Here is a 24,163-nt window from a genome sequence, read left to right as displayed (position 1 = left end):
TGAGTCAGATGTATTCGAGTGCTTATCCAGTTTATCGAATTGAAATAAGCACTTTGAATAGGATGCAGACTCCAAATCACAGTCAAGCAAAATCATAAGACAACTAAAAATCGATCAGCCAATGAGCCAAGTTATCCACTTCATTTCAGACCTCCACCTGGAAACACCGCAAAGCCATCTGATGGCTTTGTTTCGTTACTACATGATGGAAATCGCGCCAAAAGCCAGTCAACTGTATGTATTAGGAGACTTATTTGAGGTATGGATTGGAGACGACGATGATAGTGAACTGGCCCGCCAAGTAACCGAATTATTCAGAGAATATTCCAGAAATAGTGGTGAGTTATTTTTCCTGCATGGAAATCGTGATTTTCTTCTTGGAGCCGAGTTTATTGCAGCCTGCAACGCGAATCTACTCGATGACCCAGCTAATATTTCATGGCAAAATCATAATATCAGTATCATGCACGGAGATAGTTTGTGTACCGATGACACTGATTACCAGAACTTTCGAAAAATGGTTCGCAGTGCAGATTGGCAACAGAAATTCTTGTCAATGACCCTTGCTCAAAGGAAAGAGTATGCAGCAAGTGTAAGAGCGCAAAGTAAGGCAGCTCAAGCTGACAAGCAAACCGAAATTATGGATGTGAATCAAAAAGCCGTTGAAGAAGCGTTTATCCAGTTAAATTGTGACTGGCTGATTCACGGACATACTCATCGACCGGACGAGCATACACTGAAATTAAATCTGGAAGAACCAGACAATATCGAAACAGTTAGAAGTCGAACAGTTAAAAGAATAGTGCTTAGTGACTGGAGAGAAAAAGGACATTATCTGGAACTCAAAAACGATAAAGCTACGAGTCATTTTTTTTCAATCACAGATTAAGAGCCTCTAACGTCTGAATCTCACTGGACAGTAACTGTTATAGGTTACTTCACTTTTTGGAAGAACACAGCCTTCATGAATAAATTCTGATAGCGCTGAACAATAATCCTGAAGCCAGATACTATCAACTATGTTTTTTGAGTTCGCAACTTTTCTTTCCAACTGTTCGACCCGGCTATAGCTTCTTTTACAGCGGCTCGACAATTCAATTTTGGTGGGACTATTAGAAACTGAAGTTGTTCGATTGGTCTTCTGTTTTGTTTGACCGGAAGAACTGTTCGAATAAGGAGAAGCAGTCACAGGTGAATATCTTTCTTCGCCTTTGGCAGTGACAATTTCGATTTCTTCGTACTCTCTTTCTTGAGGCGGTTCCTGAGTGTACTGAATAACGCCTTTCTCATCCTTCCATTGATACATTCGACTCTTAACTTCTTGATCCGAATTATTCACGAAAGAATCTTCAGAAATAGCCGGAACTGCTTCGGTATTTTTTTCTGTTTCAGACCTTGAAATGTTTTCAGTATGGCTGGACGCTGAAGGATCGGCGGACTCCGTTTGGTTGACTATATAGCGAAAAAAAACAAACATGCTACATGCCACTATCGCAAATGCAATTAGCCTTACCCAGGTAGCTCCCACAATCAACCAAGCCTCTTACTTCAATTAATAATTAGCAGATAAAAAGTATAGCTCGATAAAGGCAATATTTCCTCGAATGATACTGACCATCTATGCTAATCGATAATAAACAGCGACAGATAGATAAAAGACCAGCATCAAGGCTTAAAGAATCTGGAACTCAGTAATAGCAATAGCAGACCCTAAGACGCCTGATATTGCTGAATACTGAGATACCACTGTTACGGTCTAATCACTCTGGTCTAATAATGCCAGGAGAAATCTACGCTGATTCCGTTTTCTATATCTGCTGAAAGGTAATGTTGATATGCAATGGAGACAGCCATAGTCGAACTTGTAAAGAATCGAAAGCGCGGTTTAAAGTAGAGTCCGCCGTCCAGATTGATATCCTCACTCGGACAGTTGGAGCAATTAGTGATACCCCTTTCAGCCCAAAGTAACTCTACTCCACCTAAAATATCAAAACTTGCATTATTACTCTCAAAAGGCATGCTATAACCAATTTCACCAAAGCCACCAAAAGCGGTTGCATCAGAGGAAGCGGTTGAAACATCACCAAAATAGTCTTCGACGACAACACTAAAGGAATCATTATCGGATAAAAAGGCAATCGTCAATCCTGCACCATAAACCAGCTGGTCCTTGTTCCCTTCCCATGCGCCTCTTAGATAGAACGCGGTATCTTTGATACCTTCAGCAAACGCATTTTTTTCTTCAAGATTCAAATGTCCAAGTGAGACAGACCAACCATTGGAAGAATCAGGTCTATTTCCCATGCTATTAACCGACTCTTGACTATCCAGAGCCTTCAGGTTGGCACTAAATAACGCAGAAACCATCAAGGTAATAATTTTAAACTTCATAATAACTTTCCAAAATCCTTATTCTTAAAACTCTATTCGGGCCTATTATCCGGTTAGCTCACCAGCAACCCAAAAACCGCGCGAATACTATCAGAATCCCGCTGTTCAGGCACCTTTTATTGATTGATGAGATAGATGAAGTCGGTTTAAGACAGATATTTTAGGAAGAAAAAAGCAAACAGGAATTGGACCTGTTGAATAAAAGCGTCTATCGCGACTCCAGCAAAAGCTCAAAATGGTCCAGCATAGGAAAATAAAGTCCGGCCTTAACTGGCAGCTCCTCCAGCTTGATAAACATATTGAAGTAGTCAGTTATTTGTTGCATATAAGCGGCTGACTCTCGCTTAATAAATGCCTCTATCGATTCATTGTTCTGTGGCTGCGCGGACTTATAGTCTACTATCCAGCGTACCCCTTCATCGACAAAAGTTCTATCGATGATTCGAGTTAAGAAATATCCATTTTCCAGTTTCTTGTGCAAAGTGAGCTCAGACCGAGCAGATGTAGATGCACCCAGAATTTTTCTTCCGAAGTCAGATAGTAAAGTTTTAGTCAGGCCAGACTCTATTCTCCGAATTCCACGCTCAACATCATCATCACTATAAATACCTTCTGCCCTCAATAACACATTTGCATTTTCTTTCCAGCCCGACGGCAAAATGTACCCCGGTGTCCAATGGTTTGCTATCCACTCAAGATAACTATGCAATACCTTTCCAACAGCGATATTGAACTCCTGACTTTCATGAAATTGCTCTCCATATTCTTGCGTAGAGCGCACATCTTGCTCATTGCGAACCTGTGTACTTTCACTCCTGGCAATGGAATTCTCTGAAAAATCCAGCTGTATTTTTTTTGAACTATCAGTTTGATTTAATATGCCAGCTTTGTTCGAAGCCACTTTTGGCGAACCGGATGAAGTCTGTGACTCTGGAAGCAATTCAATTTTGTTCAGGTTAATTAATTTGGTATAGCGGTTTATATAAGCCTGTTGTGTTGACTCTTCAGTTTTGGAAAAATATTCTGATTGTGCCACCTGACAAACTTTTGCTTCCTCTATAATCCCCTTCCATATTATCCCGAGATAGGATCTTTTATTCGGAATTTTAAACTGCGTATCAGCCACCTGAGCTGCCTTTGACAATCCTTCCCCCTGGACATTTTCAGCAGCATTAACATTGCCCAACAAATACAGCCTTTCTTTGGCTCGAGTAGCGGCAACGTAGAGAACACGTTGAAACTCATATTCTGCCTTTCGCTTATCCAGATAACTAATCAACTGATAAACTTCGTCTGACTCTTTACCTGCTTCGCGAGAAACGGCAAGTAGCTGATTGGTATTTCCCTCATTATCAATAATATCCGTCCACTTCAACAAGCTCTGTTCTTCTGCTGGTGGGGATTTATCCAGGCAGGGTAAAATAACCGTATCAAACTCTAATCCTTTCGACTTATGAATGGTCATCAACTGAACTTGACCGTCGGCTTCAGGATTGGGAGCAGCAAACAACTTTGCGATGGAATCCTTAACCAGCCTTCGATCATTTAATTCACCGCCGTCATTGATTTCGCTAAGTTTATCTAAACAGGCATCAAAATCATCTTTTTCTGACTGATAATCTAATTGGGACATTCCCCCCAGAGAAATAAAACATCCTGCTAACCACTTCCTAAATGGCTTGGTTCCTTTTGATTCAATTGCACACTGTAAAATAGGTAAAACTCTCTCACAACGTCGCCTCGAGTCATCAGGAAATTGTGATGAAGCCGCAACTATTCTTTTCAACAAGGACTGGTTTACATCAGTAGCTGTGAGTACCTTTTTGATATCATTTAAAGTCAAACCAAACCAGGGCGAGCGCATAATCGAAGCCCAGCTTAGTTCATCAAAATGATCGGTAAGCGCGAATGCAAGATTGGTGAGATCTGCAACTATCACTTTGTCGCTAAGAGAATCCAGTTCGATCGCTTCATAAATAATACTTTCTCTGTTTAGTTTCTCGACAATTTCCCTAAAATGAGCGCGACTTCTTGCAAGAATAGCCAGCGTTTTATTATCTCCTGACTCCTTGTTGCGCTTTAAATGCGTTTTAACTTCCGCAACTACCCATTCAGCTTGTGCCAGGTTATCTGTCGCGCCGCTAAATAATATGCAAGCCACCTCATCATCCTTTCGGGAGTGATTAAAAGCGACCGAAGGTGCATAGCTGACAGCAGACAACGCAATGTTATCCTCCTTTGGCATAACACTTGAAAATTGTTGATTCACCCAGTTAACGATCTTTTCACTTGATCGAAAGTTAACTTTAAGTTGCCTGAAGTCGAGCGGTAAATGCGCAATGCCTTGTTCTCGAATTTGCATAAAAAGGCTAACGTTTGCATCTCTAAAGCGATAAATTGACTGCATCGGATCGCCAACCAGAAATAGTGAGCGACCATCACCTTCTTCCCAACCAGCCACCATCATTTCAATCAGCTCGATTTGAGGTTGCGATGTATCTTGAAATTCATCAATTAAAATATGCTCAAGTCGATAATCCAGCGCTAATGCCAGGTCGGTTGGCATGTCCGGATGTCCTAGAGCATCCAGAGCAGATAAAGCAAGTTCTGAAAAATCAATCACATTATATCGGCTGAAAACCAGCTTTAAGTGAGCAGCTGCAACTGGAAGTAAAGCAACAACAGCTTTAAGGCTAGGCTGTTGTGTAGCTCGATGGACATCATCCGGAAAAAAACTAACCTGCTTTAAAAGCTCTACCACTTGCGGCATGTTAGCAAGCTCTTTAGCAATATCTAATGCTTCTTTTTTGCTTTGTTCGAATAATTGCTTCTCATCCTTGTTTTTACCGCTCGTTTTGGCTGGAAATCCTTTGTCGGCTCTTAAAGACTTAACCATTTCTCCTTTTGCAGTTAAAAACAATTCCGCTATAGCTTTCCAGACAGGAAGAGCTTCTATGTTAGGAAAATCTATAGTCCCCACCTCATCCAGCGCTTGAACTCGAACTGCACTGACTTTTTCTGCACGCTTCAAATTTGCTGAAGCAAAGTTCAGAATTTTTGCAATTTCACAGGTAATATTCAACGGTATCGAGTGATATAACTCCATCAACGTAGAGCTAATAATATTTTCCAACGCATCGCTTAAAGAACTTTGATTGAAGGTTCTTGCATGCTGCTGTAAGGGCGACAGCCACTGAAGACGTTTTGCCAACATTTGCGAAAGCAGACTCATTACCAAAGGCAAGTTGTTATCTTTATGCTTCAGTAATTGTTGGATATTTTCCGCAGTTTCACCTTCTTCACTGACGCTATTTATCAGCTCTTCAACTGCCAGACGATAATAACTGGTTGCATCTTCAGCAATCGATGGCATCGCGCCTGTCTGAGATAGTAAAGGTAAGGCAGAACTCAGACTAGCGGATAAACTATCGATTGTAGTGATATTTAACCTTGCAGGGTTGCCAACAAGCTTCCACTGCATTTTCAGATCCCGTTGCAAAACTTTTTGTGCTAAACGCCAACGAAATTTCTCGTGGGCAGCTTCAGGCTCACCCTGTTGACCAAGCAACAGAGCAGAGACTACCCTTTCTCTCATTTCTGCTGCAGCCTTTTTAGTGAAGGTAATAGCTAAAATATTTTCAGGCTTTTCAACAACGGTGAGTAATGCAAGAATTCGCTGAGTCAACAACTCTGTCTTTCCAGATCCTGCGGGTGCCTGAACAATAAAAGATCGTTCTGTATTGAGTAGTTCCTCGCGAACACATTGATCGACGACTCTAGTCATTGGTATGCGTTCCTTGATTACTATGGTCAGTGGCAACATCCAAACTCATAAAATCGTTAGTGATACTCTCTTCTGGTTGCTCTTCTTTTATACGGCAAAAACTACTATATTCACAAAATTGACAAGTTTCATTAATGTTTCCAGGAGACACAGGGGCCATTCCACTGGCAATATTTGCAGCAAGTCTTTCAAGATTTTCTCGCCACTGAGTTTTAAGAGGTCGATGCGTGTCGTATACTTCTTTGTTCAGTTTTTTAACTTTAAATGGTTGATTGACAGTCTGTTCAAAGACCTGAAATTCTGAAGAGCTTTTTAAGTCAAAAACAATTCCAACTCTGGAGACTTCTCCGGTACGGAGCCTGGCGTAAGATAAAGCACTCAGATTCAATTGCTCGTTGATTGCTTGAGCTTCATTCTCACATGCAATTACGTAAGCCGGCATCTGTGCTTCTTCCGGTCTTTCACTCATCCATTTTTTTACACTAACTTTTCCTGTTTTATAATCGATAATTTCGATACTTTGATTTTCGAATGTATCTACTCTATCAATTTTAAAGGAAAAGTTGAGCCCAGCTAGCTCGAGAGACTTTTCGACTTCAGTTTTCACTCTAAATGCTGGTTTCTGCTTGTCGATTTCAAGCCACTCAGAAATCAGGGTTATCATTTTACGTCTTTCTATTTCAATAATTTCTGGCGCAACAGCGGCATAAAGTTTATGTTCCTGTTCAACCTTTGCCTGATTTACATACTCCTCGACTTTACTTATCAATTCATCGCAGCTAAGAGAAATCAGATTGGACTGGCTCTGAGTATGATTCCAAAATAATTCAACAGCTCTATGTAACCAGGTTCCCTTCACTCGGGGATCGATTCCTTCTTTTAACTCTTCGGAGGCATCCACTTTTAATACATGTCGAGTTATAGCCATAAAAGGACATTTGGCATAATCGCTGAGTAGATAGGCACCACCTTTCACCGTTCCTTGAGGAATATCTATTGAGCAATCACTCCTCCACCGATAATCCGTGTTCAGTTTTACCGAACCTTTAATAAGCTTATCTAAGCGGAATTCTTTGACCGGTATCGATTCAAAAAATATTGATGAAAGCTGTTCTCCGTTTTCGCTAGTTTTAGACTGAGTAATACATATTTCATCAGCAATTCCTAGCAGTGAACGAGAAACCTGCTCTGCGTATCGATACTCCCGCTCGGCAGAAGAGCCAGGCATATCATGCATTCCTTGAAAATCATAAGGCAAAAATGGACTAGCAGAAGCTTTTTGCGGCCAGTTACCTCGATTAAATCCAATCAATATGACTCTATCAAATTCAAGCCCAACGGCTTCCAGTACACCGAGTACGTGAACATTAGTTCTGTCACTGGGTAACTGAAAAGCAGATTGTTTTACTAGTTGAGTAAAAAGTTCAAAAGCGGCTTTATGACTATATTTAATGCCAGTTATCGAGAGTTTAGAAAAGTCGATAAGACAATCCAGAAAATCACTTTCAACCTTTACAGAAAAATCATCAATGCCTTGATTAAAATGACTTTGATTGCTATCTGAACAAGCTTCACCAATGGTCCCCCACCCCCATTGTTGCAGGCAGTGTTTCCAAGAGCGACTCCAGGCCGGAAGAGCTCTGGTAATAAAGCTTCTTTCTTTTAACTCGATAATCCGTGCGCGCAAAAGTTTTAACTGGTTGACATTCTCATGCTGATTGATCTGCTCTATTAGATAGTCCACTCGGTATTTTGGCAATGCGAGCAGACTTAATTGATTGAGAAAGTTTTTGATAGTGCCCTCAAACTCTCCCCAGTAGATAAAAGGAGTATTCTTAATAAATCTAAGCTCTTCAAGACTCAGCTCAAATGATTTTAACTTTAGTATTTTTAGCGCAGCTGAAGCTTTTGGGATTTGCGCAATGGGAGTGCCTGCAGAAACGTTGTATCGACACTTGCCCAACCCACTCCATGGCTTAATTTCATCCTCTTGAAAATAATCACTGAAAATCTGGTGAACCTTTTCTACCTGGCCAGACAAGCCGTGTACCACAACGCCAATGCTTTCATCTGGATAGGCGCTCGTCCATTCTAAGGACTTAGCTGCAGCGAATTCTATTTCCTGAGAACTATTTTGACAAATAGCCTTATAGACATTGGGCTCATTCTTTTGTGGATAAAATGATTCCACGGAGCAATTACGCTCTTGTATTTTTTCTAAAAATGCATTCTCAACAGGGGTAACTTCATTAAAGCCGATCATTAATACTTTGTTGGGTAGCTCTCGCTCGAGTTTGGTTAGATTCTCTAAGATTATCGGCCACTTTTGGCAATCGAGAATAAGCTTTCTTTCACTTAGATAGCTCAACATTTGCTCTATCCATTGGACAAAGTACCTTTGTTCCTGAGTCATAGCTTCGGGCAAATCGCTAATACTGATTTGCCAATGAGTTAGATTTTTAAAAGTATCGAGAACTTTTTCAGCTACCCCCAGTTCGTTGGTAAGCTGCCAGTTATCTTCTTTAGCAATAAGATCTTTAAGCCAGAACTTTAACTCCAATTGATTAATTACCACCGGTAAAACCTTTGTAAAAGCCAGGCTACGCCAGAGCTCATCTCGCCACTGGCCTATTGACATTATGTTTGGAGAATATGTTACGTCATGCTGCTTAACATCTTTCATGAAGCCGGCAATAACAGCACTTTGAGTTCTGGCATTCGGAGTTAAAATCAAAGAATTTTCAGAGCTTTCCGGCTCTGTACTTTCTATTGATTTAAAAAAGTGTGCTACTTGGGAAGTATCTATGGCTATCGGCATATTGCTCAGATATTTATTATGCTACTTAAATTTGAGTCTTTATCATTCAAACTTTGCTGCTTTTATCGCGCAGCGTCTTTTATTTTCAATGACTTTGCAGTCGTTTGGCAAGCAATGATTTTTATTATAAAAAGATATGTAGTGGCATATTGCAACCAGAACTTTTGATTCACGGTCTTAATTTGGTGTAATTCTCCACCGTCGGGCAATAAAAAAGGCAACCTCGCGGTTGCCTTTTTTAATTTTCTTCGACCTATCCAAGAATAATCCTTTGCCTATTCCTTATGGCTCCGTAATAATTCCCTCGAGTCCTTTCAGTTCCTTTGATGGGCTATTCCTTAACCCTTGTCCCTTTCTTCCCTGACTCATCCTTGTTCTTCATCCTGAAGACAATTTGCAATCCGTTAGTCCTTAGTTCCTTCTAAGTCCTCAAAATCCTTCAACGTCCTTATCGTTCCCTTTTCCTTCGTCCTTATTCCTTTAGCAACACAATCAGCTCATCTTGAGCTTGTCCTTCATTGAAATCATTTCAATGCGCTTGTTCCATCAAGCAGTGTTTCCTTGTCTGCATCTCCTTGCGACAAGATGAAGTTTAGATTAACACTGTATTTAAACAAGTGTGAAATAATAACAATTTAATTGTACAGGTTATTTTTAATAGAGATATGACAAAAAATATTATTTAAAAACAACAACATAGATATATCCCTAAACAAAAACTACCAATATCCTAATTCACATTCGGCTATTTCTCACGTCTTTGTGAGATATTTCTCACAAAGAATGCAGTCAATATCCCACAAAGATAAACACAGCACCACACTACCAATTCCTGAATTGGATTCCGGTATAAAAAATTTAAATTTTTCAGTAAGTTACAACGCCTGATTGGCTAGCATAAGGAAAATTTTTATTGCGAGATTTGGTTCACATTTTTTGTTATTCAACCTATCAAATATGTGGTAGCAGGATAGTTTCCAGTTACAAGATTTCTAGTCAGAAGACACATGATTGGTTAACTAAAGTAGGTCCCAGAAACAATGAATTCACTTGTGATTAATAAAAGCGACATTAATTGGCCTGCATCACTTAGCCTAAGCCTACCGGGTAAAGTACGAAGTCTCGATATCCGGTGACAACTTTTTTGGTACCCTTAAGCTGTTGGTCAAGCACCTTGTCTCCGGTATCAACAAGTAGCGGTCTACCATTCAAAGCTGTTAATTTGCTTTTGGTTGCAATAACTTCAAAGTTTTCCCAACCTGCTTGACGGATCACAGATGGACTTAATTGATGATTGCCACGTCCAAGAAGATGTCCCTGCCCTCCTATTACCGTAATGATAAATTTAACTTTGTGTCCTTTTTCCAATAGTGCCAACAGATCTGACTCGATCGCGTCTGACAGATAAAGAGATTCCTGAAAAACAATGTCTGAGCCGAGAAGAGTATTATCTAAGCCAAGCTGTTCCATAACCGCGGCACAGGTAGTTCCAGAGCCAATCACATAGTAGGTATCATCTTCCATTTCTTCGATAACTTCCGCAGCAATATCCTCCAGAACTAACTCTTCAACTTCCTTGCCACCACTTTTGGTAGATTGAACAAATTGCAAAGCTCCGGGAATATTGAGATATCCATATTTTTTAGCTTTGACAATCCCTTCACGAAAAGCATTTTCATCGATGTCCATAACATCTGCATTAAGCAGACTCATCATCTCGCCACAAACTAATGCCTTAACTATTTGACCGGCTGCGTCGGGAGATATCGCGTACACACCTGAGTGGATTTTCACACCGGCAGGAATCCCCAAAACCATCTGATTTTCGTCGCAAGCCTCGAATATATTTCGCGCGGTACCGTCACCGCCAGCAAACAAAATAAGATCAACTTTCTCTTCTAACAGGGTTTTAACTGCGCCAAGCGTATCGTCTTCATTAGATGGTGATTTCGCTTGATAGACAACCTTGTGGTTGAGGGCCATTCGCTGGCAGAGCGACTCCCCCATATCCCCAGATACAGTCAGTATCTGATATTTTCCTTGCAGTTCAGCTAAATGCTCAAGACAAATTCTGGTTTTGGGCTCGGCCAATTGCGGTGCTCCCATAGCCAGAGCTTTAGCACGAATGTCAGCTCCGTCACTTCCTTTAAAGCCCACTCTTCCGCCGATACCGGCAAAAGGGTTGATAATCAATCCTAGTTTAAACATTAGCATTCACCTGCATGGTCGATACTTCCCGTCCAGCACAGAAATATGAATTGAGTGCTTCAAACAATATTTGCCCTCTCCGGGGTAAGCCGTTAGCAAGATAGATATTTAACTGGTTACTAACATTGAGTTTGAAAGAGTCTGAAGCTTCTATTGCCTGACTCAAATTGTCAGCGGAAAAATGGAATGGATGATCACATGCCATATGGAACGCCCACTCTATAGCTTGAGGTTTTACTTCCACTTGTTCAAAAGCCAGCTGCTCTTCAATACTTCGCCCTTCAGGCTTATACCAATATCCGAAGTCATCAATTTTACGGCGTTCATTACCGGCAATGCACCAATGCGCTATCTCATGTAGAGCACTGGAAAAGTAATCTTCTCTTGAGTAAATAACCGCCCCTTTATTGTTACTGGGAGCCTGATAAAAAGGTTCATCGGCACCGGGTTGCAAAACGGTATTTTCAGTGTTCTGGAATAGTTTATTAAAAATTTCTACCAGCGTATTCAGCTTATTTACTTCATTTAACATATTTTTTGGAAATATTGTCGGCTTTTGCCTTCTAAATAGGACTATTTTCGCTGCCGATGTCAGCTAAATTGACTATAATTATATCGGTAATCAGGGGATTATACTGGTTACCCTGAAGCTTTATCTACACCCTGTTATTAGAATTTGATATGAGTGAACAAATCGTTAAAGTGGAATCCGATCCTAAAGATGAGGGATGTATCCAGATTACTTTGCGACATCTGCCTAAAAAATATCAATTCTGGCGCACCAACAAGCCCAGACTGGTTGTATACAAGGGGCATGGCGATCATTGGTACAGACTTCCATCATTTGCTCCGGCGCCTCAGAGAGTTGTTTCACTGTTGAAAGCCATTTCCTATTCACCACAATACAAACATCTGCGTTACAAGCTCTAAAGCTACCAATAAGACAGAGCTAGGCCAGGTATTATTGATCTTTTCCTTTAAAAGGTTTTAACTGCTGTGCCGCCCCCGATGCAATGAAGCGTAGCTGCATTTTCGCTCTTCTTGCAATCTCCTTGCGCTGAGCAGGCTTGGCATCCAGAGACTCTGCTCCAGCGTTAAAAACGATTGCAACCATTGCTTCAGCTTGAGCATACGCGGACTCGGCTTCATAGCCGACAGTTTCGATATAATCGCTGAGTTCCACAATAAAATACTGTATTTCACGGGCTACTGCAGTCCGCAACCCATGGCTTGTTCCTGAGCGTTCATGAAACAGCAAGCGAAATATATTAGGGTTTGCCTCGGTAAACTCCATAAAAGTATCCACTGAAGTACCAATTACACTACCTGCATTTTCAATTCGCTTTCTGCCTTTACGCATTATTTGCCTGAGTGCCAAACCACACTCATCTACCAGTGTCAGCCCCAACTCCTCCATATCTTTAAAATGACGATAAAAAGAGGTTGGAGCGATATCTGCTTCTCGTGCGACTTCTCGCAAACTTAGGGCATCAAAGGACTTGCCGGCACTTAATTGCCTGAGAGCAGCGTCAATAATGGCTCTTCTGGTCTTTTCTTTTTGCTCTGCTCTGGACAGGGTCATAGAGAATATTTTCTAGTAACTCATTGAATATAGGGAGTTTACACAAAAACTCATTAAAATTCAGTTTTAGCTAACATATGTTTTGGGCATTGCCTTGTTGTGACTGACTCGATATACTTGCGCGACAAATAAGCGTACACTTGTACGCTGAAATAAAATTTGATTAGCTATAATCAAAAAGCGAATTCAGATTTTAATCGAATCGCATTTTCGAATTAAAAATAGATAGTAACGGTTTTATCAATGCAGAAAGATCATTCAGATACAAAGTCCCAGCAAAACTCTTTTAATCATTCTCCACACAATACCCGGCCACCGATCATTTGGCTAAATGTTGCGGTATTCAGTTTAACTTTCTTGATTGCGATAGTTGGTCTGCCAGTCTATCTTGCATTTTATGATCTTGACTGGCAAACCTGGCTGATTTTCATACTGGCAACAGGGTTTTGTGGTATGTCCATAACTGCAGGCTATCATCGCCTATGGTCTCACCGAGCTTATGAAACGCAGAGCTGGATTAGGATAATTTATGCGATTGGTGGCGCATTTGCTATTCAAAACAGCGCACTGCACTGGAGTTCAGATCATCGAATACATCACCGCTATGTCGATGATAATGACAAAGATCCCTACTCAGCCAAGATGGGATTCTGGTATTCACATATTGGCTGGATGCTAAGGGAGTATCAGGCGCACCGTTACACTGATTACAGCAACGTCAAAGATCTTCAGAGAGATCCAGTCGTAATGTGGCAGCACCGTAATTATCTATTGCTGGTACTTCTGACAAACTTTGGTTTTCCGCTTCTTTTCGGGCTAATCAATGGCAATGTTCTGGGTAGCATAATTCTTGTTGGCTTTGTGCGACTCGTAATCAGCCACCATGTCACTTTTTTTATTAACTCGCTTGCTCATATGTGGGGCTCACAACCTTATAATGCTGAAAATACTGCAAAGGATAATCCCCTTGTTGCACTACTTACTTACGGCGAGGGGTATCACAATTTTCATCATGCGTTTCAATATGATTATCGAAATGCGATTAAATGGTGGCAGTTCGATCCAACCAAGTGGTTTATCCGATGTCTCGCTTTTCTTGGCCTGGCTAAAAATCTGAAACGTATTCCGGAAGCAAAGATCGCCAAGGCTATTGCAGCACAACAACTAGCAAAGACCACTAAAAAACTAACACAACTTAGCTTGCCCGAAAAAGAAGAGCTGATTGAAAGATTACAAATAGAATACGAGTCATTGATTTTGAAAATGAATGACTACTATAAAATAAAAAAGGACTGGCTCGAATCAACCAGGACACAGCTAATGGAAAAAGCAGAGTTAAGCCAACTTAATCAACGCTATAAGGAATTTAAACTAAACCTGCTACAACAACAAAGAGTATGGAAAAACCTTGTTCACCAATATGCTTGATTAGCAAACTAACTGGAGCCCTTACCTGGGCTCCCGATTGTTCTGTCTCTATTAAGATAGTCTAGATAAAGAAAAATATACCCGGCACCATCAACCCTGCCAACACCCAAAGTCCTTTTGGCCCCTGTACGCCTTTTTTGCCTTTTAGCATAAAGAACGAAGAAATGGCTAAAAACAATAAAAGGACAGCAAAAATATCGGAAAAAATAACCCATGCTTTGTGAGCATCATTAAGGTGTAGTCGATTAAAAAGGCTTAACACTGGTCGAGGTTTTACAGACTCGATAACCGCAAGCTGCTTCGAAAAATCTACGTCTATAGTCATATCTTTCTGGGCAAAAAGCTTATATCGATTTTCCGACTCCCAGAACTCTGCTCGCAACTCAATATCCAGTTCTAATTGCTTCAACAGGATCGAATTAAGTTGTTCACTTTCTTTCAACTGAGGCAATATTTCTATTGATTTGGTTAGACGGCTAACTTCGTAATTTGGATTCCAGTCGTCAATATGATTCACTGCCAATCCAGAAATGGCAAACACAATAGTCATTCCGACGCAGAAATAACCAATATCTCTGTGTAAGGCTCTGATAATCCTGCGAGCGTTTCCCTTACTCTTATTCACGCCCAATCGTATTTTTGTAAATTCGATTGAACGAGAATCGCCTTGTTGTATAATTTCTGATTGATTCATGGTGGATTCTACTGGACGTAATGAAAAAATGCTGGCCACGTCAATAAACAATTAATTAGCGTACTTGATAGTCACACCATTAGGCGAAAGCTGGTAGATGGTCATTCCACCGGTGACACTCTCAGGATCAAACTTCTCTTTAGCTTCTTGTGCCAGATGAGACAAATAGGCAATAGCCTTTTCTTTCGTTAATTCAATCGGCTTTAATATGCCAGTTGCGTATGCTGTCTGTCCTTTTGCATTAAATGGAAACACCATATCACCATCTCTGACCTTAATTCTCATTGTCTGAAACTTTTTATCTGATGCCAGTTTCATCCAACATCCTCTTTTACTACATACAGAAACAATTGTTCCTGCCACTGTAATTTCTTTCTCTAAATAATTATTCGGGGACGCCAGAACTGTTGAAATAGGTACGAGCTTGTCCATCTTGGCTCCTTCGCCAAAAGAACGCTCTTCCTGAGCGTAAACCGATGAGCAAAAAAGTATTAACAGGATCAAGTTAAGAGTTTTCTTCATTATTCATTTCCCTTAGTTGGTAGTTTACAGCTGAGATGAGCAGGTTAATCATCTAATTGCATACTTATTCAAGCTTCAAACTTACTCATTCTTATTCTCCAGGCGCGATATTTTGCTCCTGTTTTTGTATAAGTATCTTAAATCATTTTCAATGATGGATATAGTCGTAAGCAAGAAATGAGTATTTCAACTGCACCGACTGAAAGATAAGTTTAAGGTGCAAAATAGTTTTCGGTTTAGATAGTAAAGGTAAAGAGAAAAATTAAAAGTCAACCGCGATCAACCTATCATTTTTGGGACAGGCAGGCTTACATCAATCAACGTCGACTGGATGTTCTGCCACTTGATGTACTGCCACTGGATGTACTGCCACTGGATGTACTGCCACTTGATGTACTGCCACTTGATGTACTGCCACTTGATGTACTGCCGCTGGATGTACTGCCGCTGGATGTACTGCCACTTGATGTACTGCCACTTGATGTACTGCCGCTGGATGTACTGCCGCTGGATGTACTGCCGCTGGATGTACTGCCACTTGATGTACTGCCGCTGGATGTACTGCCGCTGGATGTACTGCCGCTGGATGTACTGCCGCTGGATGTACTGCCGCTGGATGTACTGCCGCTGGATGTACTGCCGCTGGATGTACTGCCGCTGGATGTACTGCCGCCAGACGCATTTCTGGGTGAAGAACGGCTACTGCTAGAAGTACCACTGCTGGCGGACTGCCTGTTTTGGCTTTGGTTATTAGAGCTAACAGAACCTGAGGCAGGAGGGGTGAGTGGAGTGGAGGCAGTATTAGGCTGATTAAGTTGCATTCGATTCGCCCTTTCTCTCTCAGCAGCTCTCTGTTCTCTTTGCCTCGTTGCTCTGTCTCCAGCACTCGTATCATTGGCGGCTGAAGGATTTAGAGATGCCCGACGTATTCTGTCCGCTTGCGCTTCAGCCGCCATCTCATTTAGCGGCAAATAATCAGTTCTAAAATTCAATTCAACTGACGAATTTAACTCCAGATCAGTATTAATTTCTTCGGTACGTTGGCTCCTCTGAGTTGAAACATAACTGATATTATTTTCAACTTCGGCCGATGCTCCCCAGGGTCCCATGCCAAATCTTCCGGCAGCCTTAACTCTGTTCTGCATGCCAAACTCTCTGCCGCGATCCTGATTTGCAGCGCTACGCGTATCAATGTGAAAACGCATCGAGGCATTAATTTTACCGCTATCAATAACAATGCGCTGCATTCCCATTTGCACCATTGTGGCGAGCATCTGCTGGCGCTGTCGAGCAACCTGTCTTCTAGCATAGGGAACCAGCTGCTCAGGATTGCTAGCTGAAATATTTTCTCCCGGAGTCAAGCCAAAGACAGCCCTCATAGCATCCTGACTCGGCATACTACCACCATTGCGCAGAGCAAGCCTTGGTGGTTCGGCATCCTCGTCAGGCTCATCATCCTCATCGTCAAAACCGAAATCGTCATCCCCCCCTTGCAATACAAAGGCATCAGGAAACTGTTCAGTAAGCCACACTCGAATACCATGTGCCGAAAATTGGGTCTGCTCAAACCCTTCTACTGATGCAGAAACATTGTTAAGCAGCTCAACATACATTTGCATTTGTTGTGATGTCGAATTTAACATTGCTTCGAATACCCCGTTTACCAGGTCGGTTACAAACCTTGGAAAGGACACAGCATTTAGCACGTTTCTCGTTACGCCGGCAATTCGATTAGCGGATTCACCAAACTCAGGTTGACTTTGAGCGTAAGCCAATACCGGTGCATCTTTTAGCTCTGACAGCCCTGACTCAAAAGTTCCATCGCGCGAAATTTCCGATTGATTGACTTTTTGTTCAGCCAGGCTTTCCTCTGCGATTAACTTTGCTGCCATTGAAGAAACCTTGACCATGGCTTGCGCCAGGCTTCTCTTCTTCTCAGGTTCTAACTGATGAAAACCATCTGACTTGTCAAGCACTTCGCGAACAGCTGAACGCAACCATATTGGAGGAGCCCCCTGCTCTTCACTATAAAGCTTCTGCGCTCTGGCTAGTTGACCCATTAACTTATCCAGCTTGACAACATTTGACTGTTTGCCTGATCTCGAGCTGCACGGCTATAGGTCACAGATTCATATTCAGTCGACTCAAATGTTGAAGTGCTAAAAGGAGTCGCCCCTAATTGATTTCGAGAATTTTGACCAAGACTTTTGTGCTGAATAGACTCCAGAGCTGAGAATGCCAAAAGCCAGCGATGGGCTGCTGAAAAAATTCGCTGCGAAATATCCTTATTCTGAAGTTGTAGCTGACCAGCCTGCGGAGATGAAACCCAGTTTATTAAATACATTCCTGCACTCGCCATTTCTGCGTATTGTCGTATCTTATACTGGTTTTCACTTGTACTGACCGAAAGTAATTCCCATAGACTTCTTACATGAAATGCTCCTAGAACATGAGGTTGTTTGAGAAAAGTCAGTGCGGATGTAATGGCAGAGAGAATATCTTCCGCAACATAAGTGACCATACCAAACGAACGAGAAAACAAGTATTCTCGTAAATTTTGCAATGCGAAATCCAGCTGTACCTCCTCTTGAATATCCCTGTGAGTATTATCCGCTAATGCGACGATAGCCTGACACAGTCGACTAAATTGAGGGTAAAAATATCGATATTCAAAAGTCTGTTGAAATAGGGATTCTCTCTCTTGCCTGTTCAAACGTTGACGCCTGTTTTGCCAGAACTCTCTAATCAATGATTCAGCTTCCCCAAGAGGCTGGGTTATCGCACCGCTAAAAAACAAACCAGAAATTCTCTCTGCAGTCTTGAGTACCCCAGCCTGCTCTAACTCGAAGGCCAGATATAGTGGTGACAATGTTTTGAGTGCGGAATAGTCACGCGCGGCAGAGTTGCCATCAATATTAAGGTCTGGCAATGCTACGTCACCGACTTCTTGCATGCTCATTGCAAGACTCGATGCGTTGTCAATCACCAGGCCATGAGCAAAGCTCACCGCCAGTTGTAGCTGCTCAACATTAATTGGGGGAGTACTACGGATAGTAGAATCACTGAAACCAGAATCAGCAGCTTCAATTGCTGAAAATTCTTTGAATGCTAATTTATTATCCATAGTCATCAACTCCTTATCTAACAACCCCTAAACTTTAAGACGAACTGGTATCGCCACTATTGGAAGTTTGAGCCTCTCTTTTACCCGGCAAATAATTAGGATCATAAGGAGTAGCATTGCCTTGAATTGCAGAAATCATACCCGGGGACGCAAGTTTTTCCATCGGGAAATAATCCGATTTAAAATTAACGTTCACTTCGCCGGTAAGCTTACTTTTTAATTCTGCTTTTGATTCTGAGTCTTCATCTACTGCCGAAGAAACTGCAGTCATATGACTTTGAACATTAGTATTTTTTGAAGCTGCGCCTCCCCAGCCAAAATGCGCGCCAGCGTAAGAAGTATTTCTGTTGTAGCTTGAATCTCTGTCATAGAGTGACGCTTTGGCTTCGCGTTTCGCGCTGTCTTTTGCTTTTAGCTGAAAAACCACCTTTGCTTTTATTGCACCGTCAGTAACGACAATCCTGTTTATGCCTAGAACAACCATAGAAGCGAGCATTTGTTGTCTCGACTTGGCCATTTGAAGACGAGCAGCCTGAACCAGGCGAGATTCTTCTTCAGGATCTGACAAATCACTCACCGGACGAGCCAGCTCCATTTCCTGATTAATTTGCGAATAAAAGGCATCTTCATCTTCTGTTGCAACAGCAAGTTGTGGACTGCCTGTATCTTCGATATTTTCTTCGCTTAATGTGAGCTGTCCCGGAAATTTATCCGTTAACCAATCTCGCGCATTATTCAGGCTAATATTTTCCTGTGCAAATTGATCAACAGTTTGCGCGACAGCTTTTAGCATTTCAGCATAAGCTTCCATTTGCTGAATCGATGCATTAACTATCGCCTGAAAGACATTCTCTATTAAGCCTCCAACGAACATTGGAAAGTCAACAGCACCTATCAGTTCTTTGTATTGTTCAACTCCTTGCTTTAACGCCCCCGCTTCAAAGTCTGACCCAGCAAAAGTTCCAATTTTATCGGAAGCCTTATTTTTGGCTTGTTTAACACCGTCCGCTTGCGCGTGAGATAGTATACTTTGCCCCGGCGTCAGTTCCTGTTCCGCTAATCCCTGAGGATTACTCATATATGCAGCAACATGAACCATATTTTTTGCAATCTCACGTTGTTTATCCGGAGCCAGCTCTCTAAATCCAGGAGATTGTTGAAGCAACCGTTTAACATGTGGACGTACGGCAGACAAAGTTGAATCAGCTAACCAAGCAGGTTCATTCTCATCATTTTTTTGAGCGGCTAGCGCCAGGTTATTCTGTGACATCTGCAAAGTCCTATCGAAAAAATTTCTCTAACCTAAGGTTTTGTAAATCGACTTAATCTAGTCTGATTAAAGCCTTAAGAACCGGAACTCCCGCTTGAATTTTGTGGCCGATTTGCCAGATTTTTTACCATTCCTGGTTGAGCATTCATTTGGATCGCCGCAATAGACTCAGGGTTGGCTAACTTTTCGAGTGGCAGGTAGTCACTTTTGAAATTAACTTCCACTGTCCCGGATAATGAAGCTTTGGTAGACAAGTCCGCGTCAATATCGGTTTGTGAAGCTGATGCAAGCTTAAGTACCGGCTGAGACGTATTTTTATACTGCCCTTTCGAGTAATAGCTACCACTTCGCCTGCCGCCATTGTAGTCACCATCGGAACTCATACTTGCCCCTTGACTATTGTAGGCACTATCCGATTCGTAAGCTCCTTCACTTGTTGTGATTCGCTGATCACCGTAATCAAACTGTTGAGCGCTATTACGATATTTCATGTTATCTCTTGCTCGGAAGTCATACATAACCTTGGCAGCAATTCTACCATCAGTTACGACCACCCGATTAATTCCCATCATTATCGTTGTAGCCAATAGCTGTTGTCTGCTGGTTGCCAGCTGGGTTCTGGCCGCAGGAACAAGTAAAGCCTCCACTAAATTATCATCAATTCTTGTTAACGGCTCTTCCAACGGCAGTTCGTTATTAATTCTTTCAACTGCATCTCTTTGATTAACTCCATCCCGTAAAACTACGCGAGGCCCCGGTCTTTGACTTTCACCCTCACCGTCAAAATTTCCAAAATCTGAACCAAACTCTCCGGTATCAACGCTGAGTTCAAATATATCTGGAAAGCTGTCTACCAGATGATCTCTCCCTTGATTCTGAGTAGTGTTTTCATCTCTAAACTGGTTGATACTTTTGGAAACATCGGCGACCAGTTTTGCGTAAGCTTCCATCTGTTCGATTGAACTGGAAACGATCGAATGAAAAACTCCGTCAATTAATCCGGAAACAAACTCAGGAAAATTTACAGCTTCTAATAGAGCACCCGCTACAGCGGCACCTTCTCGCGCAGCTTGCGCATTGAATGTACCGTCACCCGACTGTTGGCTATTCCTTCTTACGCCATCCTCTGCCATTGCTCTTACTGGTTCACTCTGTTTATTCGGATTAATCCGCATTCCATCCGGCTCTGCCAGATAAGTGCCAATATGAACCAAGTCATTCGCTAGTGCTCGACGTTTATTTTCGTCTAGCGCATTAAATGCTTCGCTTTTATTCAGCAGTTTATGAACAGCATGCCGAGTTGAATCAATATTCTCCTGGCTCGCTACAGGTCGCAAATTTCCCTGATTGGAACCTCCCTGGTTGTGGCTACCGCTTTGTATGTTGTTACCATTAAGCGCAGAATGACCACCTGGCAAATTTGACACATTAGCAGACATTGGCTTCTCCTCTATCAGGCTAGCGCCCTGGCTTCTTCAATTGTATCTTTAAGTTCGAACTCTATCGGACGAACGTAAAGACTTATGCTCGCTTCCCTCTTTGGACTAACTCTCACACTTAACACTGAGAAATGTCCTTGTTCAGAAGCATTATCGACACCAAAAGCTGCAAGCCATCTATCCATTGCGCTGAGTTGCCGTGGTCGTTCGGCTAAACCAAGTCGTAACAATTCAATAAATCGACCAGGCAAATCGGGTAAAGATGCCAATAAGATTTCAAGCTTTAACTCGACTCCCTCAGGCGTATGACGTAAACCGATCAATGCACCACCTTGCGGTAACTCAAACCGCCCCCCCAAAGCCAAACCAACGACTCGCATTAAGCTCGGCAACCGATGGCCGATTCCCAACCGGTTCATCAAAGGTCCTAAATTACTCACATTGAGTGGACCCCTGTGCATAAATGTAAGTCGTTGACTTGCCAAGTCACGCTTACAACCTATCGAAGTAAAAATGGGATACAAAGTTGGCATTTCAGCCATTACCAGTTTGCTGGTTTGAGCCAGTTGTGGTGACAAAGCATCAATCTGTGAAGGCAATAATTCATAATAGATTTTGGTGGCATATAACCCGTCTTCGTCAAACGCGCTACCAAACCATGCACCGTAAGACATCCAGCCCAAGCCATTAAAGCCTCGCCATTCTTCACTTAGCGCGTCAAACCAATGCAAGGTATCTCGACCAAAAGTCGGTAGAATCATCCTTCGCATTTCACGGGTGGCATCATCACGCCTTGCGATAGGTGGCGCCCCTGGCCCTAATGGCTGAATAGTGAACCTTAATTTGTTGGGCTCGGTTTCCGAAAATGACGGTTCGTAAGGAACCGCGCCAGGTGCTAGTTCATTGTTTGCATAGGCAATGTCATTTTCGGGCAAACTGAAAGACCTATTAATAAAGTCATCCATATAATCGGTTGGCGACTTGATTCCTAGTACTCGCGAAGCAGAATTCAGTGAGTGCTTCACATAATCAGACATAGGTCGAGTTGTTCTTTTATGATGGTGTTGCATAACAAACTCCGTCCTCTAAAAAGTTGTACCAGTTCTACATTCCGGGAAGCTCAATACCGACACTATCTAAAACATCTCTCGCTACTCTGGGCATAGATGTTGGCCTTGTAGATATTGCTGGAGATTCAATTGGTTGCGAATATAAATCAACTCTATCATCATGCACTCCACCAACAGCAAGCCATTGCTCACAAGCATTAATAAAATCCCAATCAGTTGGATTAACCAGTGGACGATGAGTATGTAAACTGCGCAAATTAGGATTCGACAATATTTCAGTTGAAATGACATCTAGTCCTGTGCGTCCAACAAGTTTTTGATGATTGTTGGCTAGCCATCGAATAATAATTGCACCAGAATGCGCCTGGATTCGATATCGATAGGTATTACGCAATCCATTCAGATAATTTGCATTTACCTGATCAACAACTTGCCACATATCCCTCGCTCCGAAAGCTCGCAAAATTTCAGGATCAGAAAGAAGGTCTCGATACTCAAGGATCGTCTGTTGCAATTCAATTGCTGTATAGTGAGCCATACCATAGCCATGTACAGATAAGTTGGCAGCAAGTTCTCGACAAGCTTTTCTGATTCCTTCCTGAGATAGAAAAACATTGTGAGTAGAAAACTCTCTAAAGTATTGCGACACTGAAGACGTTGTTCTTAACATCAGCTCATGAAACATAGAGTTTTCTTTACCGTACTCAGGATCACCTCCAGGAGTTCCAAAAGTCCCCATAAAGAAGTTTCGCCTTTCAATTTCACTTAGCCTTTCATTCGCCTGACGGTGATGTTCGTATAAAGCATCGCCAGCAGGGCCTTTACCTAAAGTGATAGCGCCACGTCGCCATGCCTCAGAAATATACTCAACAACTTGAGGCAAGCGCGCTTCTTCAAGCATCATAAAAAAGTACATCGATTGTACCGCGTACAAATTATCTTTAATGATTTCTATATCAACTGCATCTTCTAAATCTGGCAGCATTATTTCCATTGAAGAAAGCGGTCCACCATCCTGATATCCTGCGGTATTTTCAAAGGTTGCTTCGATTTTAGTATCAAGAAAAGCGTCATTCGCAGAAACTCTGTCTGCCACCAGTTTTCTAACGACGCTCGCGGCAAGTTTAGTTGAAATTACGTTTATTTCATCGGCTCTTACCAGAACAGATTTATTCGTTTTTTTATCATCTCCATAAGTTTCTCTCATCTCTCCAGTTTCGGGATCTCGACGAGAACTTATTGCGCCTCCCGGGCGGACACACCCAACAATTCCTTCATATATCAGATTCTGCTTAATTTGACTCTCGACAGTAACTTTGTGACGTTCTGCCAGCCATTTGAAAACCTTTAAGAATACCTCAGGATTAGTTCGATACTCTCCCTGAGCCTCACTTACTTTTTTCTGAAAGTGGGCTCTTTTAGGATCAGTAATCCCATCAAGTTGCATAAGACCGCAAATCGATGCCACCTCTATTTCTCGCGGAGACAAGTCGTTACCTACAGCACTTTTTTGCGTTCCCATCAAGCCATATTCATGCAAATATTTTTTGATTTGGTCTTCATCTTTTTGCAGATAAGTAGAAAGAACTTCTCTGTAAAAAGGATCAATTACGACATCTCGGTCTAGAGCACGCTCAATAGTTTCCAACTCCTTGAGTTGCTGAGCTGTCGGTTTATCTAACACCCGAATATTTTGGGCTTTTTCTTCCAGTTCAATCCGAACACGGTAGTCCCGTTCGCCCAGATCCACTAACACTTTGCGGGTCATGATGTTACCTCCTCTAAGGCATTTAGTTTAACTGTATCTATCGTTTACGGTTTCTACCGTGCTTT

18 protein-coding genes are annotated in these 24,163 nt (G+C 42.0%); 3 read left to right on the top strand and 15 right to left on the bottom strand.

Annotated elements, in window-relative coordinates:
- The first annotated feature begins 121 nt into the window (after positions 1 to 121).
- Entirely contained in the window at positions 122 to 889 is a 768-nt protein-coding gene (locus IYN84_RS02020; RefSeq protein ID WP_196137496.1) for a UDP-2,3-diacylglucosamine diphosphatase, read from the top strand.
- Between the two features lie 6 nt (positions 890 to 895).
- Here IYN84_RS02020 and IYN84_RS02015 read toward each other — a convergent pair whose 3' ends face one another.
- The 6 genes from IYN84_RS02015 to IYN84_RS01990 all read right to left on the bottom strand — a co-directional run bounded on the left by IYN84_RS02015 (position 896) and on the right by IYN84_RS01990 (position 11,733).
- On the bottom strand, positions 896 to 1,477 hold the full coding sequence (locus IYN84_RS02015; RefSeq protein WP_196137495.1) for a DUF4124 domain-containing protein: 582 nt from the start codon (positions 1,475 to 1,477) through the stop codon (positions 896 to 898).
- Positions 1,478 to 1,770: 293 nt separating this feature from the next.
- Entirely contained in the window at positions 1,771 to 2,391 is a 621-nt protein-coding gene (locus IYN84_RS02010) for a hypothetical protein (RefSeq protein ID WP_196137494.1), read from the bottom strand.
- A 208-nt stretch (positions 2,392 to 2,599) separates the two neighbouring features.
- Entirely contained in the window at positions 2,600 to 6,175 is a 3,576-nt protein-coding gene (locus IYN84_RS02005; protein ID WP_196137493.1) for an exodeoxyribonuclease V subunit beta, read from the bottom strand.
- The gene (locus tag IYN84_RS02000; protein WP_196137492.1) at positions 6,168 to 8,993 is read right to left on the bottom strand and encodes a PD-(D/E)XK nuclease family protein; all 2,826 of its coding nucleotides are present in this window, start codon (positions 8,991 to 8,993) and stop codon (positions 6,168 to 6,170) included. The genes IYN84_RS02005 and IYN84_RS02000 overlap by 8 nt, the downstream gene beginning before the upstream one ends.
- 1,089 nt (positions 8,994 to 10,082) lie before the next feature.
- Positions 10,083 to 11,201, bottom strand: coding sequence for an ATP-NAD kinase family protein (locus IYN84_RS01995; RefSeq protein WP_196137491.1), 1,119 nt, complete (start codon positions 11,199 to 11,201; stop codon positions 10,083 to 10,085).
- A complete protein-coding gene (locus IYN84_RS01990) occupies positions 11,194 to 11,733 on the bottom strand; it encodes an elongation factor P hydroxylase (RefSeq protein WP_196137490.1) in 540 nt (179 codons plus the stop codon). The genes IYN84_RS01995 and IYN84_RS01990 overlap by 8 nt, the downstream gene beginning before the upstream one ends.
- A gap of 149 nt (positions 11,734 to 11,882) precedes the next feature.
- On the opposite strand from IYN84_RS01990, the gene IYN84_RS01985 reads away from it, so the two are divergent.
- The gene (locus tag IYN84_RS01985) at positions 11,883 to 12,131 is read left to right on the top strand and encodes a hypothetical protein (RefSeq protein ID WP_196137489.1); all 249 of its coding nucleotides are present in this window, start codon (positions 11,883 to 11,885) and stop codon (positions 12,129 to 12,131) included.
- A 31-nt stretch (positions 12,132 to 12,162) separates the two neighbouring features.
- Here the strand turns inward: IYN84_RS01985 and fabR are convergent, their stop codons facing one another.
- Complete coding sequence (gene fabR, locus IYN84_RS01980) at positions 12,163 to 12,783, bottom strand: HTH-type transcriptional repressor FabR (protein ID WP_196137488.1); 621 nt, start codon at positions 12,781 to 12,783, stop codon at positions 12,163 to 12,165.
- Between the two features lie 243 nt (positions 12,784 to 13,026).
- Between fabR and IYN84_RS01975 the strand changes: the two genes are divergently transcribed.
- Positions 13,027 to 14,211 (top strand): fatty acid desaturase, encoded by a 1,185-nt coding sequence (locus tag IYN84_RS01975; RefSeq protein WP_196137487.1) that lies wholly within the window; start codon positions 13,027 to 13,029, stop codon positions 14,209 to 14,211.
- A gap of 61 nt (positions 14,212 to 14,272) precedes the next feature.
- Here the strand turns inward: IYN84_RS01975 and IYN84_RS01970 are convergent, their stop codons facing one another.
- From IYN84_RS01970 to IYN84_RS01935, 8 genes are all read right to left on the bottom strand, one after another.
- The gene (locus tag IYN84_RS01970) at positions 14,273 to 14,905 is read right to left on the bottom strand and encodes a PepSY-associated TM helix domain-containing protein (RefSeq protein WP_196137486.1); all 633 of its coding nucleotides are present in this window, start codon (positions 14,903 to 14,905) and stop codon (positions 14,273 to 14,275) included.
- A 51-nt stretch (positions 14,906 to 14,956) separates the two neighbouring features.
- The gene (locus IYN84_RS01965; RefSeq protein WP_196137485.1) at positions 14,957 to 15,427 is read right to left on the bottom strand and encodes a DUF4920 domain-containing protein; all 471 of its coding nucleotides are present in this window, start codon (positions 15,425 to 15,427) and stop codon (positions 14,957 to 14,959) included.
- Between the two features lie 317 nt (positions 15,428 to 15,744).
- Positions 15,745 to 17,487 carry a hypothetical protein gene (locus IYN84_RS01960; RefSeq protein ID WP_196137484.1) on the bottom strand — a complete coding sequence of 581 codons (1,743 nt, stop codon included), beginning with the start codon at positions 17,485 to 17,487 and terminating at the stop codon, positions 15,745 to 15,747.
- Positions 17,487 to 18,551: a hypothetical protein gene (locus IYN84_RS01955; protein ID WP_196137483.1), complete on the bottom strand. Its 1,065-nt coding sequence runs from the start codon at positions 18,549 to 18,551 to the stop codon at positions 17,487 to 17,489. Before IYN84_RS01955 ends, IYN84_RS01960 begins: the two co-directional genes overlap by 1 nt.
- Before the next feature lie 34 nt (positions 18,552 to 18,585).
- Positions 18,586 to 19,821: a hypothetical protein gene (locus IYN84_RS01950; RefSeq protein ID WP_196137482.1), complete on the bottom strand. Its 1,236-nt coding sequence runs from the start codon at positions 19,819 to 19,821 to the stop codon at positions 18,586 to 18,588.
- Between the two features lie 74 nt (positions 19,822 to 19,895).
- Complete coding sequence (locus IYN84_RS01945; RefSeq protein ID WP_210330264.1) at positions 19,896 to 21,260, bottom strand: hypothetical protein; 1,365 nt, start codon at positions 21,258 to 21,260, stop codon at positions 19,896 to 19,898.
- Positions 21,261 to 21,274: 14 nt separating this feature from the next.
- Positions 21,275 to 22,330, bottom strand: coding sequence for a hypothetical protein (locus IYN84_RS01940; protein WP_196137481.1), 1,056 nt, complete (start codon positions 22,328 to 22,330; stop codon positions 21,275 to 21,277).
- 34 nt (positions 22,331 to 22,364) lie between these two features.
- Positions 22,365 to 24,098, bottom strand: a complete 1,734-nt coding sequence (locus tag IYN84_RS01935; protein WP_196137480.1) for a hypothetical protein — start codon at positions 24,096 to 24,098, stop codon at positions 22,365 to 22,367.
- Between the last annotated feature and the right edge of the window lie 65 nt (positions 24,099 to 24,163).

The sequence above is a fragment of the Aliikangiella sp. G2MR2-5 genome (assembly GCF_015687155.1).
Classification (GTDB): Bacteria; Pseudomonadota; Gammaproteobacteria; order Enterobacterales; family Kangiellaceae; genus Aliikangiella.
Note: the sequence above shows the minus strand (reverse complement) of the source record. Positions and strands in the feature narration are given on the sequence as shown.

What these genes read in the sequence shown, in the direction of transcription:
- IYN84_RS01935 (WP_196137480.1), bottom strand. Translation starts at nt 24,098, where the DNA reads ATGACCCGCAAAGTGTTAGTGGATCTGGGCGAACGGGACTACCGTGTT.
- IYN84_RS01960 (WP_196137484.1), bottom strand. Translation starts at nt 17,487, where the DNA reads ATGGGTCAACTAGCCAGAGCGCAGAAGCTTTATAGTGAAGAGCAGGGG.
- IYN84_RS01995 (WP_196137491.1), bottom strand. Translation starts at nt 11,201, where the DNA reads ATGTTTAAACTAGGATTGATTATCAACCCTTTTGCCGGTATCGGCGGA.
- IYN84_RS02020 (WP_196137496.1), top strand. Translation starts at nt 122, where the DNA reads ATGAGCCAAGTTATCCACTTCATTTCAGACCTCCACCTGGAAACACCG.
- IYN84_RS01950 (WP_196137482.1), bottom strand. Translation starts at nt 19,821, where the DNA reads ATGTCACAGAATAACCTGGCGCTAGCCGCTCAAAAAAATGATGAGAAT.
- IYN84_RS01970 (WP_196137486.1), bottom strand. Translation starts at nt 14,905, where the DNA reads ATGAATCAATCAGAAATTATACAACAAGGCGATTCTCGTTCAATCGAA.
- IYN84_RS01975 (WP_196137487.1), top strand. Translation starts at nt 13,027, where the DNA reads ATGCAGAAAGATCATTCAGATACAAAGTCCCAGCAAAACTCTTTTAAT.
- IYN84_RS01990 (WP_196137490.1), bottom strand. Translation starts at nt 11,733, where the DNA reads ATGTTAAATGAAGTAAATAAGCTGAATACGCTGGTAGAAATTTTTAAT.
- fabR (WP_196137488.1), bottom strand. Translation starts at nt 12,783, where the DNA reads ATGACCCTGTCCAGAGCAGAGCAAAAAGAAAAGACCAGAAGAGCCATT.
- IYN84_RS01940 (WP_196137481.1), bottom strand. Translation starts at nt 22,330, where the DNA reads ATGCAACACCATCATAAAAGAACAACTCGACCTATGTCTGATTATGTG.
- IYN84_RS01985 (WP_196137489.1), top strand. Translation starts at nt 11,883, where the DNA reads ATGAGTGAACAAATCGTTAAAGTGGAATCCGATCCTAAAGATGAGGGA.
- IYN84_RS02010 (WP_196137494.1), bottom strand. Translation starts at nt 2,391, where the DNA reads ATGAAGTTTAAAATTATTACCTTGATGGTTTCTGCGTTATTTAGTGCC.
- IYN84_RS01965 (WP_196137485.1), bottom strand. Translation starts at nt 15,427, where the DNA reads ATGAAGAAAACTCTTAACTTGATCCTGTTAATACTTTTTTGCTCATCG.
- IYN84_RS01945 (WP_210330264.1), bottom strand. Translation starts at nt 21,260, where the DNA reads ATGTCTGCTAATGTGTCAAATTTGCCAGGTGGTCATTCTGCGCTTAAT.
- IYN84_RS01955 (WP_196137483.1), bottom strand. Translation starts at nt 18,551, where the DNA reads ATGGATAATAAATTAGCATTCAAAGAATTTTCAGCAATTGAAGCTGCT.
- IYN84_RS02000 (WP_196137492.1), bottom strand. Translation starts at nt 8,993, where the DNA reads ATGCCGATAGCCATAGATACTTCCCAAGTAGCACACTTTTTTAAATCA.
- IYN84_RS02015 (WP_196137495.1), bottom strand. Translation starts at nt 1,477, where the DNA reads ATGTTTGTTTTTTTTCGCTATATAGTCAACCAAACGGAGTCCGCCGAT.
- IYN84_RS02005 (WP_196137493.1), bottom strand. Translation starts at nt 6,175, where the DNA reads ATGACTAGAGTCGTCGATCAATGTGTTCGCGAGGAACTACTCAATACA.